Origin of the sequence: Streptomyces albus subsp. albus (genome assembly GCF_000719865.1) — a bacterium.
Taxonomy (GTDB): Bacteria; Actinomycetota; Actinomycetes; order Streptomycetales; family Streptomycetaceae; genus Streptomyces; species Streptomyces albus_E.
The window spans coordinates 117242-131866 of the sequence record NZ_JOID01000005.1 but is presented as its reverse complement, the minus strand read 5'-3'; the positions used below and the strand labels follow the sequence as shown (position 1 = coordinate 131866).

Genomic DNA, 14625 nt, shown 5'->3' with positions numbered 1-14625 from the left:
CGTAGGGTTGACGCCGTGACCGTGAACGCTGAATCCACCGCCGGTGTCAACACCTGGCGAGACCTGCCCGCGGCGCAGCAGCCCGAGTGGCCCGACTCCGAGGCTCTGCGCGATGTGATCGCGGACCTCGAGTCCTATCCTCCGCTCGTCTTCGCCGGCGAGTGCGACCAGCTGCGGGCCCAGCTGGGTGCCGTAGCCAGGGGTGAGGCGTTCCTGCTCCAGGGCGGTGACTGCGCCGAGGCGTTCGACGCCGTGGGCGCGGACCAGATCCGCAACAAGCTGAAGACGCTCCTCCAGATGGGCGCCGTGCTCACCTACGCCGGTTCCGTGCCGGTCGTGAAGGTGGGCCGGATCGCCGGCCAGTACAGCAAGCCGCGGTCCAAGTCGACCGAGACCCGCGACGGCGTGACGCTGCCCTCGTACCGGGGCGACTCCGTCAACGGCTTCGAGTTCACCGAGAAGGCCCGGGTCCCGGACCCGGAGCGGCTGAAGCGGATGTACCACGCCTCCGCCTCGACGCTGAACCTCGTGCGCGCCTTCACCACCGGCGGCTACGCCGACCTGCGGCAGGTGCACGCCTGGAACCAGGACTTCGTGAAGAACTCCCCGTCCGGGCAGCGCTACGAGGCGCTGGCCCGCGAGATCGACCGGGCGCTGAACTTCATGAACGCCTGCGGCGCGGACCCGGAGGAGTTCAAGACCGTCGAGTTCTACTCCTCGCACGAGGCGCTGATCCTCGACTACGAGTCGGCGCTCACCCGCACCGACTCCCGGACGGGGCAGCTCTACGACGTCTCCGGCCACATGGTCTGGATCGGTGAGCGGACCCGGCAGCTCGACGGGGCGCACATCGAGTTCGCCTCCCGGGTGCGCAACCCCGTGGGCGTCAAGCTCGGCCCGTCCACGACGCCCGAGGACGCGCTGGCGCTGATCGACCGGCTCGACCCGGACCGCGAGCCGGGCCGGCTGACCTTCATCACCCGGATGGGCGCGGACAAGGTCCGCGACAAGCTCCCCAACCTGGTGGAGAAGGTCACCGCCTCCGGTGCCCAGGTGGTCTGGGCCTGCGACCCGATGCACGGCAACACCTTCGAGGCGGCCTCCGGGCACAAGACCCGCCGCTTCGACGACGTGCTGGACGAGGTCAAGGGCTTCTTCGAGGTCCACAAGGGCCTCGGCACCCACCCGGGCGGCATCCACATAGAGCTCACCGGCGACGACGTCACCGAGTGCGTCGGCGGCGGCCACGAGATCTTCGTGGACGACCTGCACCAGCGGTACGAGACGGCCTGTGACCCGCGGCTCAACCGCAGCCAGTCGCTGGACCTGGCGTTTCTGGTCGCGGAGATGTACCGGGAGCAGTGAGCCGGGGCCGCCCGGTGGTGAGCCGGGCCCGGGCTCACCACCGGGCGGCTTTCCGGACATGACGTGCGCGAGGGGCGCGGATCGCATCGATCCGCGCCCCTCGCGCACGCGTACCGGAACCGGCGGGCCGGGGTGCGGTGCAGGGGGGCACCGCGGCCGGCCCGGCCGGGCCTCCGGAGAATTGATCCGGAACGTCCTCGCCGGCCCGCGTTCACCCCCTTCGTCCCCGCCCCGGTCACGATCCGCGGCCGGGGTCTGTCACCATGGACCTCATGGGTCAGCCGGAAAGCCGCGAAGGGGAACAGTCGGTCCTTCCTCCCGGCCAGCGGCTACAGCGCGGCTGGCCGGTCACCCACTACGGGCCGGTGCCCAAGTTCAGACCCGAGCGCTGGGAGTTCCGGATCTTCGGCGCCCTGGCCGACCCGGCCGGCAAGGACCGCTGGAACCACGAGGAATTCTCGGCGCTGCCCTACACGACGGTCACCGCCGATCTCCACTGCGTCACGAAGTTCTCCATGACGGGCGCGGAGTGGGGCGGCGTGGCGGCCCGTACGATCCTGGAGCTCGCGCCCCCCGCGCCCGCCGTCACCCATGTCATGGCCTGGGCGGAGTACGGCTACAGCGCCAATATGCGGCTCTCCGATTTCGCGTCCGAGCGGACCCTCCTCGCCACCCACAAGGACGGCGAGCTCCTCACCGCCGAACACGGCTTCCCGGTGCGGCTGATCGTGCCGCACCTGTACGGCTGGAAGGGGCCGAAGTGGCTCCGGGGGATCGAATACATGACCACCGACCGCCGCGGCTTCTGGGAGGAGCGGGGCTACCACAACCTCGGTGACCCCTGGCGCGAGCAGCGCTATTCCTACCAGGAGGAGCCGGGCGAGGGCCCGGAGCTGTAGCCCTGCCGGCGGCGCCTTCGGGCGGACCGGCGCACGGTGAGCGCCCCGCCGTGCCCCCGCTCCGGCGCCCGCCCCGGCTTCCGCCTCCGCTACGGGCCGGTGACGCCGTCCCGGAGCTCTTTCAGAAGGGCCACGTCCGCCGCGTGCCCCTCCCGGCCGCCCGGGGTCTCGATGACCAGCGGTACGCCCTCGGCCGCCGGGTGCGTGAACAGCTCGCGGAACGGCTCCGCCCCGATGTGGCCCCGGCCGATGTTCTCGTGCCGGTCCTTGTGCGCCCCGGAGACGTCCTTGGAGTCATTGGCGTGAATCAGCTTCAGCCGGCCCGGGCCGGCCGTCTCCACGAGCTCGTCCAGCAGCGCCTTGGTGCCGCCCGGCGCCGCCAGGTCGTGCCCGGCGGCGAAGGCGTGGCAGGTGTCCAGGCAGACGCCGAGCCGGGGATGGCGGTCCAGCACCTCGAAGTACGGGCCCAGGTCCTCGGCGAGCGCGCAGAGCGAGGCACCCTGGCCGGCGGTCGGCTCCAGCAGCAGCCACGGGTCGTCGTCGTGCGTCAGCTCGTCCAGCAGCGGCAGCACCCGCTCCCGCACCTGCGCGAGGGCCGTGGCGCGCTCCCGGCCTCCGGTGGCCGAGCCGGTGTGGACGACGACGCCCAGTGCGCCGATCGCCCGGCCGCGCCGGAGCGAGTGCCGCAGGGACTCCGCGGAGCGCTCGGCGGTCGCCTCCGTGTGCGAGCCGAAGTTGATGAGGTAGGGCGCGTGGACGTACGCGGGCAGCGCCTCGGCGGCGCAGGCGGCGCGGAACGCCTCGTCCTGCGCCGGGGAGCCGGCCGGGGTCGCCCAGCCGCGCGGATTGGCCACGAACACCTGTACGGTCTCGGCGCCGATCTCCCGGGCGTAGGCCAGCCCTTTGGCGGCGAGCCCGCCGGCCACGGGGACATGGCTGCCGACGGGGTTCCGGGTGCGGGCGGGGGAATGGTCCGGGGCGGTGACGGGGGCGCGGGCGTACGGGGCGTTCACCCCTCCAGGGTGCCAGGCGGCCGCGGCGGCCCGGCCGCCGGGCCGCCGCGGCCCGCATGCTCCCGGCCCGGGTCCGGAGCACGCGGGTCCCGGGCCGGAGCGGGACGGGGAGCCGGCGCCGGAGCGGGCGGTTCAGGCCCCTTCGGCGCCGAAGGGGCCTCCCGGAGCGAAGGCCAGGGCGGCGAAGCGTTCGCCGATGCGGCGGTGCGTGGCGGCGTCCGGGTGGAGTTCGTCGGGCAGGGGCAGTTCGGCGGAGTCCGCCTCTCCGTAGAGCTCGCGGCCGTCGAGGTGGTGCAGATGCGGGTCGTCGGCGGCCCGCCGCTCCACGAGGCGGCGCAGCTCCTCCCGTATGACGCCCAGGGTCAGCTTCCCCGCGGCGCGCTCGGCGGGGTCGCCCGTCGCCCGGAAGCGGAGCCTCCCCTCCGCGAGGCCGTCGAAGTCCGGCGCGCTCGGGCCGGGGGTGTCCTCGTGAATGGGGCAGAGGACGGGCGAGACGACGAGGAGCGGCACGGTGGGGTGGCCCTCGCGGATGGTGTCGAGGAAGCCGTGCACCGCGGGGCCGAAGGCGCGCAGCCGCATCAGGTCGGCGTTGACGACATTGATGCCGATCTTGACGCTGATCAGGTCCGCCGGGGTGTCGCGCAGGGCGCGGGCGGTGAACGGATCGAGCAGGGCGCCGCCGCCCAGGCCCAGGTTGACCAGGTCCACGCCGCCGAGCGAGGCGGCCAGCGCCGGCCAGGTGGTGGTGGGGCTCGCGGCGTCGGAGCCGTGGCTGATCGAACTGCCGTGGTGCAGCCACACCCTGCGGCTCCCGGCCGGCAGCGGCTCGACGGGGGCGTCGGTGCGCAGGGCGAGGAGCTCGGTGGTCTCGTTGTGCGGCAGCCAGATCTCGACGTCCTTGACGCCGTCGGGCAGGCCGTCGAAGCGGACGGTGCCGGGCGGGCCGGGCCGCTTCTCGGCGGTCCCGGCGGCCATGTCGATGAGCAGGGTGTTCCCGCCCGCCACACGCCCCTGCCCGGCCGGGCGGCCGTCGACGAGCAGGTCGTACAGACCGTCCGGGCGGGGCGGGGCGCCCTGGTAGACGCGCTTGGTGGGCAGCGTGTCCAGCTCGACGGCGGTGGCGCGGGTACGGAAGACCAGCCGTACGCCCGAGGGCTGGGACTCGGCCATGGCCAGCTGTCCGTCGTCGCACTGGGCGCGGGCCCGGGCGGGCAGCCGGTGCGGCAGCAGCCCGTGCTCGGTGCGCTCCAGATCGAGGGCGCCGCGCACGAGGTCCGCGGTGATGGGGGTGGTGATCCGGGGGTGCTCGGTGAGCATTGGCCTGCCTCTTGGGGGTGGGGATGCGGATGGCCGGGCTTCGCGGGATGCCGCGGCAGCGGTCTCCCGGCCGGGTCAGGGGGCGGACGGGGGCGGGGGCGCGGAGGCGGGCGCGGACGATGGCGCGGACGATGGCGCGGGCCAGTTCCGCAGCAGGGCGTCGAGGGCGTCGAGGATCCTCGGCCAGGTCTCCTCGGTGCCGGGGGCGCTGTGGCTGAACGCTCCCGCCGTCTCCAGGGTGACGTAGCCGTGGAAGACGCTGCCCAGCAGCCGGACCGCGTGCGTCTGGTCCGGCTCCGCCAGGTCGTAGCCGCGCAGGATCGCCCGCGTCATCGCGGAGTGCCGGGGGCCGGCGCTCGCGGCGGCCGTCTCCGGGTCGAGCCGCAGCCGGGCCGCGGCGTAGCGGCCGGGGTGCTCCCTCGCGTAGTCGCGGTAGACGTCCGCCAGGGCGGTCAGGGCGTCCTTCCCGGCCCGCCCGGCGAGGGCGGCGGCGCCCCGGTCGGCGAGTTCCTCCAGGGCGAGGAGGGTGATCCTCGTCCGGAGGTCCCGGGAGTTCCTCACGTGCGAGTACAGGCTCGCCACCTTGACGTCGAACCGCCGGGCGAGCGCCGAGAGGGTCACCTGGTCGAGCCCGGCCTCGTCGGCCAGCTCCGCTCCGGCCCGGGTCAGCCGCTCCGTGGTCAGCCCTGCGCGTGCCACTGCCTCACCTCCTGTTTCCAGAAGGCATCATGCCTTTGCCTAACGCCTTTAGGCAAATGGGCATGTTCTTCAGGAATCCGCCGACCGGGCGAGAAGTCCGCGCCGCGTTCGTGAACCGCACGAAGAGCGAGGGCCGTACCGCCGTACGGCCCTTTCGCCCTACCGCACGCGGAGTGTGATCGTGCTGCCCTTCGGAGCCTCGTCGCCCGGATCGACCGACTGGTCGAAGACCGTGTCGCCAAAGAAGAACCGGCTGACCTTCACCTCGAAGCCCAGCTCCTCCAGCTCGCGCCGTGCGTCCCCGGCGTCCTGGCCCTCGACGTCCGGGACCGCGATCATCTCCGGGCCCCGGGACAGGGTGAGCGTGACGGTGTCGCCCTGCGCCAGGGTGGCACCCTCGGCGGGCGACTGCCCGGCCACCGCGCCCTTCTCCTCCTCGGAGAAGACGCGCTCCGGGGCGATCCTCACCTTGAGACCCGCGTCCTCCAGCGTCTGCCGGGCGTCGGCCGCGGGCTCGCCGGTCACATCGGGCGTCTCCACGGGCTCGCCCCGGGAGACGGTGAGCGCGACGGCCGTGTCGGGCTTCCGCTGGGTGCCGGCCTTCGGGCTGCTGCGGACCACCGCGCCGCGGGCCACCGTGTCGTGGAAGGTCTCGGTGACGACGCCGGGCACCAGGCCCAGCTCCTTGAGCCGGTCCTTCGCCCGGCCCAGCGGTACGCCCTTGAGATCCGGGATCTCCACCACGTCCGGGCCCTTGGAGACGAGGAGGGTCACCGTGCCGGTGTCGCGGATGCGGGCCCCGCGCTCCGGCTTGGTGCTGATGACGCGTCCGCGCTCCACGACGTCGCTGAAGCCCTGCCGCACCTCGACGTCCAGCCCGGCGGAGCGCAGGGTCTTCTCGGCCGCAGCCCGGGGCTCGCCCAGTACGCCCGGGACCCGCGTGAACTGGCCGGAGTTGATGTACCAGACCCCCAGGACGCCGCCGAGGAGCAGCAGTCCGGCCGTGATCAGCGGCAGCAGCCGGCGGCGCCGCAGCGCGCGCCCGGCGGGCGCGGTGGGAACGGCGGAGGAGCCGGGCCCCGGGGTCTCCGGCGGCGGCACCTCCAGACGGCTGGTGCGCTCCATGCCGTCCTCGCGGTGCAGGGCGGTGGTGCTCTCGTACGGCTCGCGGCGCGCCCCGCCGCGGTGGGCCGGGGCCCCCGCCGCGGCCGCCGCGGCCCGGGTACGGGGCAGGACGCTCGTGCGGTCCTCGCTGCCGGCGGCCGCGGGCGTCAGCGCCTGCGGCGGCACCGCGTCCAGCTCCGCCTCGGTGAGCCCGGCGCGCACCTCGCGGACCACCGCGAGCATCGCGGCCGCGTCCGCCGGGCGCGCTCCGGGGACGCGCGCGGTGGCGTCGCACACCAGGCGGTCCAGCCCCGCGGCCAGGCCGGGCACGGCGGCGGACGGCGGCGGTACGTCCTCGTGGAGGTGCTGGTAGAGCACCTGGGCGGGGGTGCCGCCGGCGTGCGGCTTGGCGCCGGTCAGCATCTCGTACAGCACGATGCCGCAGGCGTAGACGTCGACGCGGGGGTCGGCGGTGCCGTGCTCGATCTGCTCGGGCGCAAGATACGAGACCGTGCCGAGCAGGGTGCCGGGGGAGGCCGTGGTGTCGGTGTCCACGGCGCGCACCAGGCCGAAGTCGGCGACCTTGACCCGGCCGTCGTCACCGATCAGGACGTTCTCCGGCTTCATGTCGCGGTGGACGAGCCCGCCGAGATGCGCGGCGCCGAGCGCGGCGAGGACGGGCTCCAGGATGTCCAGCGCGGCCCGGGGGCGCAGGGCGCCGCGCTCGCGCAGCACGTCGCGCAGCGTGCAGCCGGCGACGTACTCCATGGCGAGGAAGACGTGGCGGCCGTCGTCGCCCTGGTCGTACACCCCGACGACGTTGGGGTGGTCCAGCCGCGCCACGGCCTTCGCCTCGCGGATGAAGCGCTCGACGAAGGAGGCGTCGGCCGCGAGCCCGGGGTGCATCACCTTGAGCGCGAGCACACGGTCGAGCCGGGTGTCGAGGCCCCGGTAGACGGTGGCCATGCCGCCGGTGGCGATCCGCGCGTCGATCCGGTAGCGGCCGTCGAGCACCTGCCCGACCAGGGGGTCCTCCCGGCGCGGGCCGGACGAGGGGTCCTGCAGGGTCGTATCCACGCTGGTGAGTCTACGAGCCGGGGAGCGCGGTGCGGGCCGTCCCCGGCGCCCTTATGACCGTACCGCTACCGGAATGTGACAGCGGGTGGGAAACGGGCCGGGGGTACGCGCCGGGGGACGCGGCGGCCGTGCCGGGGGCGCCTGTTGGGGCGTACGGACCGGGGCCGCCACGGGCGCGGGGCGGAGGCCGGCCGGGCGGCCGGGCGTGAGAACGATCACAGCCGGGGCGGCCGTGCCGTCACGGTGGCGGGGGCCACCGGAGACGCGGCGGTGCCGGCGATCCGTAGCGCCGGAGACCTGCGGCGAGAACCACCCTGCGGATCTCGCCGGCCGGCACCGCAGCCCTGGTACGCGGGCTTCGCCGCCGCTGGTTGCCGCCGGACGCCCCCGGTCCGGCCTCCCGGGCCTGCCGGCCCGTCCGGACTCCCGTGCTCCGGGCCCTCAGCCGAAGGCCGGGCGCTCCGGGTCCAGGGTGGCGCGGCCCTCGGCGGGCGAGGACGCCTCGGCGAAGTGGCGGCGCGGGATGCGGCCCGCGCGGTGCGCCAGCCGCCCGGCCTCCACGGCGTGGCGCATGGCGTGCGCCATGAGCACCGGCTCCTGCGCGCGGGTCACCGCCGAGGCGAGCATCACGGCGGCGCAGCCCAGCTCCATGGCCAGGGCCGCGTCGGAGGCCGTGCCCGCGCCCGCGTCGAGGATGACGGGCACCCCGGCCCTCTCGGTGATCAGCTGGAAGTTGTGCGGGTTGCGGATGCCGAGGCCGGAGCCAATGGGGGAGCCCAGCGGCATGATCGCGGCACAGCCCGCCTCCTCCAGTCTCCGCGCCAGCACGGGGTCGTCGTTGGTGTAGGGCAGGACGGTGAAGCCGTCGTCGACCAAGGTCTCGGCGGCGTCCAGCAGTTCGACCGGATCGGGCAGCAGCGTGCGTTCGTCGGCGACGACCTCCAGCTTCACCCAGTCCGTGCCGAGCGCCTCACGGGCGAGGCGGGCGGTGAGGACGGCTTCCCCGGCGGTGAAGCACCCGGCGGTGTTGGGCAGCGCGCGGATACCGAGCCGGTCCAGGACGGAGAGGACGGAGCCCTGGACGGTCGGGTCGAGCCGGCGCATCGCCACGGTCGTCAGTTCGGTTCCCGAGGCGGCGAGGGAGCGTTCCAGGACGTCCAGGCTGGAGGCGCCGCCGGTGCCCATGATCAGCCGGGAGGCGAACGGGACCCCGGCGATGACCAGCGGATCGGCGGCGGTCGCGGAGGCGGGTGCGGTCACGGACAAGCCGGGGGACGGTGCGGTGCCGTCGTCCGCGGAGCTGTCCTGCACGGAGCTGTCCTGCACGGTGGTGTCGGCCATGGGTCAGCCTCCCTGGACGGCGGTGAGGATCTCGACGCGGTCGCCCTCGCCGAGCCGGGTCGCGGGCCAGTCGCCGCGTGGGACGACGGCCTCGTTGACGGCGGCGGCGACCCCGGTGCGCGCCCGGGTGAAGCCGTCGACCAGCCGGTCCAGCGTGGTGCCGGCGGGCAGCTCCCGGGGCGCCCCGTTGACGGAAACGGTCACGGTGGCGGTCGCGTTGGCGCCGGACTCCGCGGCGGCGTCCGCGCCGGCGTGTGCGCCGGCGTGTGTGTTGGCGTCGGCGGTCACGCGGGCTGCTCCTGTCGGACGGAAGCCGGTGCGGCGGTGCCCGGGCCGGTGGCGCCGCCCGCGAACCGCAGCGGGGAGAAGGCGCGGGCCTCTTCCGGCAGCGCACCGGTGGTCAGCGCCTCGGCCATCGCGTCCCCGGTGACCGGGGTGAGCAGAACGCCGTTGCGGTGGTGGCCGGTCGCCAGATGCAGACCGGGCAGCGCGGACGGGCCGAGCAGCGGGGCGTTGTCCGGCGAGCAGGGGCGCAGGCCCGCGCGGGTCTCGGTGAGCGGCAGTTCGGTCAGGCCGGGCACCAGCTCGTGGGCGTCGCGCAGCAGTTCGTACACCCCGCCCGCGGTGACGGTGGTGTCCCAGCCGAGTTCCTCACTGGTCGCGCCGATCACCAGTTCGCCGTTCTCGCGCGGCACCAGATAGACCTGCCCGCCGCGCACCACGGCCCGGACGGTCCGCGAGAGGAAGGGCGCGTACCGCTCGGGCACCCGCAGCCGCAGCACCTGCCCCTTGACCGGCCGCACCGGCGGCAGCACGTCCTCCGGCAGGCCCGGCAGCAGTCCGCTCGTGCTCCCGGCGGCCAGCACGGTCAGCCCCGCGGCGACGCCCGTGCCGTCGTCCAGGACGGCGCCGGTCGCGCGGTCCGCCGGCACGGACAGCCGTTCGGCGCGCTGCCGGTGGAAGACGACTCCCGCGCGTTCGCAGGCGCGCACCAGGGCCGCCGCCAGCCGGCGCGGGTCGCACTGGTGGTCGCCGTCCACCCGCAGGCCGCCGCGCACCCCCGGCGCGAGCATGGGCTCCAGGCGACGGCACTCGCGGCCCGTCAGCCACTGCGCGTCCAGTCCCGACGCCAGTTGCAGGGCGTGCAGTTCGCGCAGATGGGCGCGGTCGTCGGCGTCCAGGGCGACCGCGAGGGTGCCGCAGGCCCGGTAACCGATGTCCTGGCCGCTCGCCTCCTTCAGCTCGGCCGCGAACGCCGGATAGCGCGCGGCGGAGGCCAGGTTGAGACCCAGCAGCGTCTGCTCGCCGTAGTGGAGTTCGGTGACGGCGGCCAGCATCCCGGCGGCCACCTGCGCGGCGCCGCCGCCCGGCGCGGGATCGGCGACGGCGGTGTCCAGGCCGCGCTGGGCCGCCCGCCAGGCGGTGACCAGGCCGATGATGCCGCCCCCGACGACCAGGACGTCATGGGTGTGCCGGGCGGTACCGCGCCCGCCTCCGCCCGCTCGCCCGTTCCCGCCGGTGTCCCTGCCGCCGTGCGTGTTCCCCGGTGACGTGTGCATGGGCGTCCAGCTCCTCCCTTCGCCGGCATGACCCGGATCAGGTTCGTACGGTCGGAGGCGGTCCGGCCTCCCTCTCAGCCCGGTCCTCCGGGCTCCCGCGAGTGCTTGTGCCCGCCAGCCTAACGCCACCGCGCCGACCGCTGTAAAGGCCCGGCCCCGCCGGAGGCCCCACCGCCCACCCGCCGTCCAGGGGCGTTGCGGGCACGGTCCGTTCGCCCGGCGCACGCGCGTGCTCGTACCCGTCACCGGCCGGCCGGCCGGGCGCGGCGGCCACCCGCCCGCGGTGCCCCGTCCGGCGGCCCTAGAGTGAGCGCGTGAGCGAGGACAGGCGGGCAGCGGAACGAGTCGTGATCGTCGGCGCGGGCATGGCGGGGGCGCGGACCGCGGTCGCGCTCCGCGAGGAGGGCTGGCCGGGCGCCATCACCCTCCTCGGCGCCGAACCCCACCAGCCGTACGACCGGCCGCCGTTGTCGAAGGCGCTGCTCCAGGCCGCGCCCGCCGGGAACGCCGGCGGGCCCGGCGGCACCGCGGACGGCACGCCCCCCGGAACGTCCACGGGCGCGTCCGCGGCCACCCCCGCCGGCCCGGCCGGAGCCGCCGGAGACACCGGCCTCGGCATCGACTTCGCGGCCCTGGACGTCGAACTGCTGCTCGGTCACTCGGCGAACGCGCTCCGGGCCGGCGACCGGCTCGTCGTCGCCGGGGACACCGTCCTCCCGTACGACCACCTCGTCATCGCCACGGGTGCCGAGCCGATCGGTCTCCCCGGCAGCGAGACCACGCCCGGCGTGCACGTCCTGCGCACGGTCGACGACGCCGAGCGGCTGCGCCCGGTGCTCGCCGCGGGCCGCCGGATCGTCGTCGTCGGCGCGGGCTGGATCGGCGCCGAACTCACCACCGCCGCACGCGAGGCCGGCTGCCCCGTCACCGTCGTCGAGGCCACCGGCCGGCCGCTGGCCGACGCCCTCCCGGCCGAGGTCACCGCCCCCATGGCCGGCTGGTACGAGGAGGCGGGCGCGCGTCTCCTCACCGACGCCCGGGTCGCCGCCGTGGAGCCCGGCGGCGTACTCCTCGGGGACGGCAGCCGGCTCCGCGCGGACGCCGTCGTCGTCGGCATCGGCGCCCGGCCCGCCACCGGGTGGCTCGGAGGCTCCGGCGTCGAGCTCTGCGCGGACGGCTCCGTACGGGCCGACGAACGGCTGCGCACCTCGCTGCCGGACGTCTACGCGGTCGGCGACTGCGCGTCCTTCCCCTCCGCCCGCTACGGCCGACGGCTGCTGATCCACCACTGGGACAACGCCTTCCGGGGGCCGGTCACCGTGGCGGCGCACATCGCGCGCGGCGCCGAGGAAACCCCCGTGTACGACCCGGTGCCGTACTTCTGGTCGGAGCAGTTCGGCCGTTTCCTGCAGTACGCGGGGCACCACACGGGCGGTGAGCGCCTGCTGTGGCGCGGTGACCCGGCCGGCGTCTCCTGGTCGGTCTGCTGGCTGCGGGACGGGGTGCTGACCGCCCTGCTCGCCGTGGGGCGCCCGCGGGACCTGGCGCAGGGCCGCCGGCTGATCGAACGGGCGGCGCGGCTCGATCCGGAACGGGCCGCCGACCCCTCCGTGCCGCTCAAGTCGGCCGCCGTCTGAGCGGGTGGGCACGCCCGCCCGGCGGTGCCGCGCTTCCGGCTGTCGGTCCCGGATGGCACGCTTGACCTGTGACCGAGATTGACACGAAGACCGAAGCGCTCGTCTCCGACTGGCTCACCCTCCCCGACGTGGCCGAACGCCTCGGCGTCGAAGTGACCCGCGTCCGGCAGCTCGTCAAGGAGGGCCAGCTGATCGCGGTGCGCCGTGGCGAGAACCGCGTGCTCCAGGTGCCCGCCGCCTTCATCGGCGACGGCAAGGTGATCAAGGGTCTCGTCGGAACGCTGACGCTCCTGCGGGACGACGGCTTCACCGACGAGGAAATGCTGGAATGGCTCTTCACCCCGGACCCCAGCCTGCCCGGCACCCCGGCCCAGGCCCTGGGCGAGAACCGCGGTACGGAGGTGAAGCGCCGCGCCCAGGCGCTCGCCGTCTGACCCGGCCCGGACGGAGCCGGACGACCGTACCGGGCGGCCCGCAGGCCGGCGGCCGATAGCCGCGCGCCCGCCGGTCCCGTCCCACGCCGGACAGCCACTCCGCCCGCCGGCCGGGCTCCGCCGGGAGACCGGCGCGGGCCGGCCGGCGGCGCGCGGGCGGGCCCGGTAGCGCGGCGGTGGCCCGGCCGGCTCCCCTCCCGCGGAACGCCCCGGCCGCGCGCCGTCCCGGACATCCGCACGGGGCCCGGCCCCACGGCCGTCCGGCGGCCCGTACCGTACGCACCACCGGGCGCGCGCCGGCGCGCCCGCACCAGGCGTCCGGACAACCGCGACACCTGAACAACCGCACCGCCTGAACAACCGCACAGCCTGAACGACCGCAATGGTGTACGGGTCCGGGGGCAAACCGGGCCCGTACACCGACGACACGGGGGGACCGCCATGGCCCATGCCCATGCCCGCACCGAAGCCGCCGCGCGGCTCGCCGCCGCCCGGCTCTATCTGTGCACCGACGCCCGCACCCACCGGGGCGACCTGCCCGCCTTCCTCGACGCGGTGCTCTCCTCGGGCGTGGACGTCGTGCAACTGCGCGACAAGGGCATCGAGGCCCGCGAGGAGCTGGAGCACCTGGAGGTGATGGCCGACGCCTGCCGCCGCCACGGCAAGCTGCTCGCCGTCAACGACCGCGCCGACATAGCCCACGCCGCCGGCGCCGACATCCTCCACCTGGGCCAGGGCGACCTGCCCGTCCCCGCCGCCCGGGCCATCCTCGGCGACGGCCCGCTGATCGGCCGGTCCACCCACTCCGGGGCCGAGGCCGCCGCGGCCGCCGCCGAACCGGGCGCCGACTACTTCTGCACTGGCCCCTGCTGGCCCACCCCCACCAAGCCCGGACGGCCCGCCCCCGGCCTGGACCTGGTCCGTTCCACCGCGGCCCTCGGCACCGGCCGCCCGTGGTTCGCCATCGGCGGGATCGACGCGGGCAATCTGGAGCAGGTACTGGACGCGGGAGCCCGGCGGGTCGTCGTGGTCCGCGCCATCACGGAGGCCGCCGACCCGGCCGCGGCCGCCGCGGACCTCGCCCGCAGGCTCCGCGAACGCCCGCTCTGACCCCGGGGCCGGCCGGTTCCGGGGCGAGCGGCCCGGCCCGCTGTGGCGGGCCCCACACCGCGCGCCCGTCCGCCCGTCCGCCTGCTGTCCGCCTGCTGGACAAGGCTGGGGGCCGGGTGCGCCGGCTGGTTAACCTGCCGGTATGGCCCTTGGTATCCCCTCCACCCGGACGGATCACGCCCGTACCGTGCGCGACCTTCTCGCGTCCGGCGCGCAGTCGTACTCGTTCGAGTTCGCCGCCCCCAAGACGGAGAAGGGCGAGCGGACGCTGTGGAACGCCATCCGGCGGATCGAGGCCGTCGCCCCCACCTTCGTCTCCGTGACCTACGGGGCGGGCGGCTCCTCCCGCGACGGCACCGTGCGGGCCACCGAGCGGATCGCCACCGACACCACGCTCACCCCCGTCGCCCACCTCACGGCGGTGAACCACTCCATCGCCGAACTGCGCAACGTCATCGGCAGCTATGCGGGCGCCGGGATCCGGAACATGCTCGCGCTCCGCGGCGACCCGCCCGGCGACCCGATGGGCGAGTGGGTCCCGCACCCCCGGGGTGTCCGGTACGCCGCCGACCTGGTCCGGCTGATCAAGGAGTCCGGCGACTTCTGCGTGGGCGTCGCGGCCTTCCCCGAGATGCATCCGCGCTCCCCGGACTGGGAGAGCGACATACGGCACTTCGTCGACAAGTGCCGGGCCGGCGCCGACTTCGCCATCACCCAGATGTTCTTCTACCCCGAGGACTATCTGCGGCTGCGGGACCGGGTGGCCGCGGCCGGCTGCGAGACCCCGATCATCCCCGAGATCATGCCGGTCACCAACGTCCGGCAGATCGAGAGATTCGCCCAGCTCAGCAACGCGGCCTTCCCGCCGGAGCTCGCCGAACGGATCCTCGCCGTCAAAGACGACGCGGCCGCTGTACGCTCCATTGGGATCGAATACGCCACGGAGCTGTGCGCGCGGTTGATGGGAGAGGGCATCCCGGGGTTGCACTTCATCACCCTGAACCACTCGACGGCGACGCTGGAGATCTACGAAAATCTGGGGCTGCACCAGCGGCCCCGATGACGGCCGA

At 75.1% G+C, this 14625-nt stretch carries 13 protein-coding genes and 1 riboswitch; of the genes, 6 read left to right on the top strand and 7 right to left on the bottom strand.

Annotated features, from left to right (window positions below; translation table 11 throughout):
* Nucleotides 1–15 precede the first annotated feature (15 nt).
* Both IF83_RS0106175 and IF83_RS0106170 read left to right on the top strand, forming a co-directional pair.
* Nucleotides 16–1365 carry a class II 3-deoxy-7-phosphoheptulonate synthase gene (locus IF83_RS0106175; protein WP_037678861.1) on the top strand — a complete coding sequence of 450 codons (1350 nt, stop codon included), beginning with the start codon at nt 16–18 and terminating at the stop codon, nt 1363–1365.
* Between the two features lie 272 nt (nt 1366–1637).
* Entirely contained in the window at nt 1638–2264 is a 627-nt protein-coding gene (locus IF83_RS0106170; protein ID WP_030543013.1) for a sulfite oxidase-like oxidoreductase, read from the top strand.
* 89 nt (nt 2265–2353) lie between these two features.
* Here IF83_RS0106170 and IF83_RS0106165 read toward each other — a convergent pair whose 3' ends face one another.
* From IF83_RS0106165 to thiO, 7 genes are all read right to left on the bottom strand, one after another.
* Nucleotides 2354–3277, bottom strand: a complete 924-nt coding sequence (locus IF83_RS0106165; RefSeq protein WP_037678859.1) for a deoxyribonuclease IV — start codon at nt 3275–3277, stop codon at nt 2354–2356.
* Between the two features lie 132 nt (nt 3278–3409).
* Nucleotides 3410–4594, bottom strand: a complete 1185-nt coding sequence (locus IF83_RS0106160) for a GDSL-type esterase/lipase family protein (RefSeq protein ID WP_030543011.1) — start codon at nt 4592–4594, stop codon at nt 3410–3412.
* A gap of 75 nt (nt 4595–4669) precedes the next feature.
* Nucleotides 4670–5293 carry a TetR/AcrR family transcriptional regulator gene (locus IF83_RS0106155; protein WP_051722494.1) on the bottom strand — a complete coding sequence of 208 codons (624 nt, stop codon included), beginning with the start codon at nt 5291–5293 and terminating at the stop codon, nt 4670–4672.
* 159 nt (nt 5294–5452) lie between these two features.
* Nucleotides 5453–7474, bottom strand: a complete 2022-nt coding sequence (gene pknB, locus IF83_RS0106150) for a Stk1 family PASTA domain-containing Ser/Thr kinase (RefSeq protein ID WP_030543009.1) — start codon at nt 7472–7474, stop codon at nt 5453–5455.
* Nucleotides 7475–7915: 441 nt separating this feature from the next.
* Nucleotides 7916–8659, bottom strand: coding sequence for a thiazole synthase (locus tag IF83_RS0106145; protein ID WP_051722509.1), 744 nt, complete (start codon nt 8657–8659; stop codon nt 7916–7918).
* 159 nt (nt 8660–8818) lie between these two features.
* Nucleotides 8819–9019, bottom strand: a complete 201-nt coding sequence (gene thiS / locus IF83_RS0106140) for a sulfur carrier protein ThiS (RefSeq protein ID WP_030543007.1) — start codon at nt 9017–9019, stop codon at nt 8819–8821.
* Nucleotides 9020–9099: 80 nt separating this feature from the next.
* Entirely contained in the window at nt 9100–10374 is a 1275-nt protein-coding gene (gene thiO, locus IF83_RS0106135) for a glycine oxidase ThiO (RefSeq protein WP_078843211.1), read from the bottom strand.
* Nucleotides 10371–10483: riboswitch (TPP riboswitch) on the bottom strand. Its footprint overlaps the gene before it by 4 nt.
* 256 nt (nt 10484–10739) lie before the next feature.
* On the opposite strand from thiO, the gene IF83_RS0106130 reads away from it, so the two are divergent.
* The 4 genes from IF83_RS0106130 to metF all read left to right on the top strand — a co-directional run bounded on the left by IF83_RS0106130 (nt 10740) and on the right by metF (nt 14618).
* On the top strand, nt 10740–12011 hold the full coding sequence (locus tag IF83_RS0106130) for an NAD(P)/FAD-dependent oxidoreductase (protein ID WP_030543005.1): 1272 nt from the start codon (nt 10740–10742) through the stop codon (nt 12009–12011).
* A 68-nt stretch (nt 12012–12079) separates the two neighbouring features.
* Nucleotides 12080–12445, top strand: coding sequence for an Rv2175c family DNA-binding protein (locus tag IF83_RS0106125; protein WP_030543004.1), 366 nt, complete (start codon nt 12080–12082; stop codon nt 12443–12445).
* 441 nt (nt 12446–12886) lie between these two features.
* Nucleotides 12887–13555, top strand: coding sequence for a thiamine phosphate synthase (gene thiE / locus IF83_RS0106120; RefSeq protein WP_030543003.1), 669 nt, complete (start codon nt 12887–12889; stop codon nt 13553–13555).
* A 142-nt stretch (nt 13556–13697) separates the two neighbouring features.
* The gene (gene metF / locus IF83_RS0106115) at nt 13698–14618 is read left to right on the top strand and encodes a methylenetetrahydrofolate reductase [NAD(P)H] (protein WP_030543002.1); all 921 of its coding nucleotides are present in this window, start codon (nt 13698–13700) and stop codon (nt 14616–14618) included.
* The last annotated feature ends 7 nt before the right edge of the window (nt 14619–14625 follow it).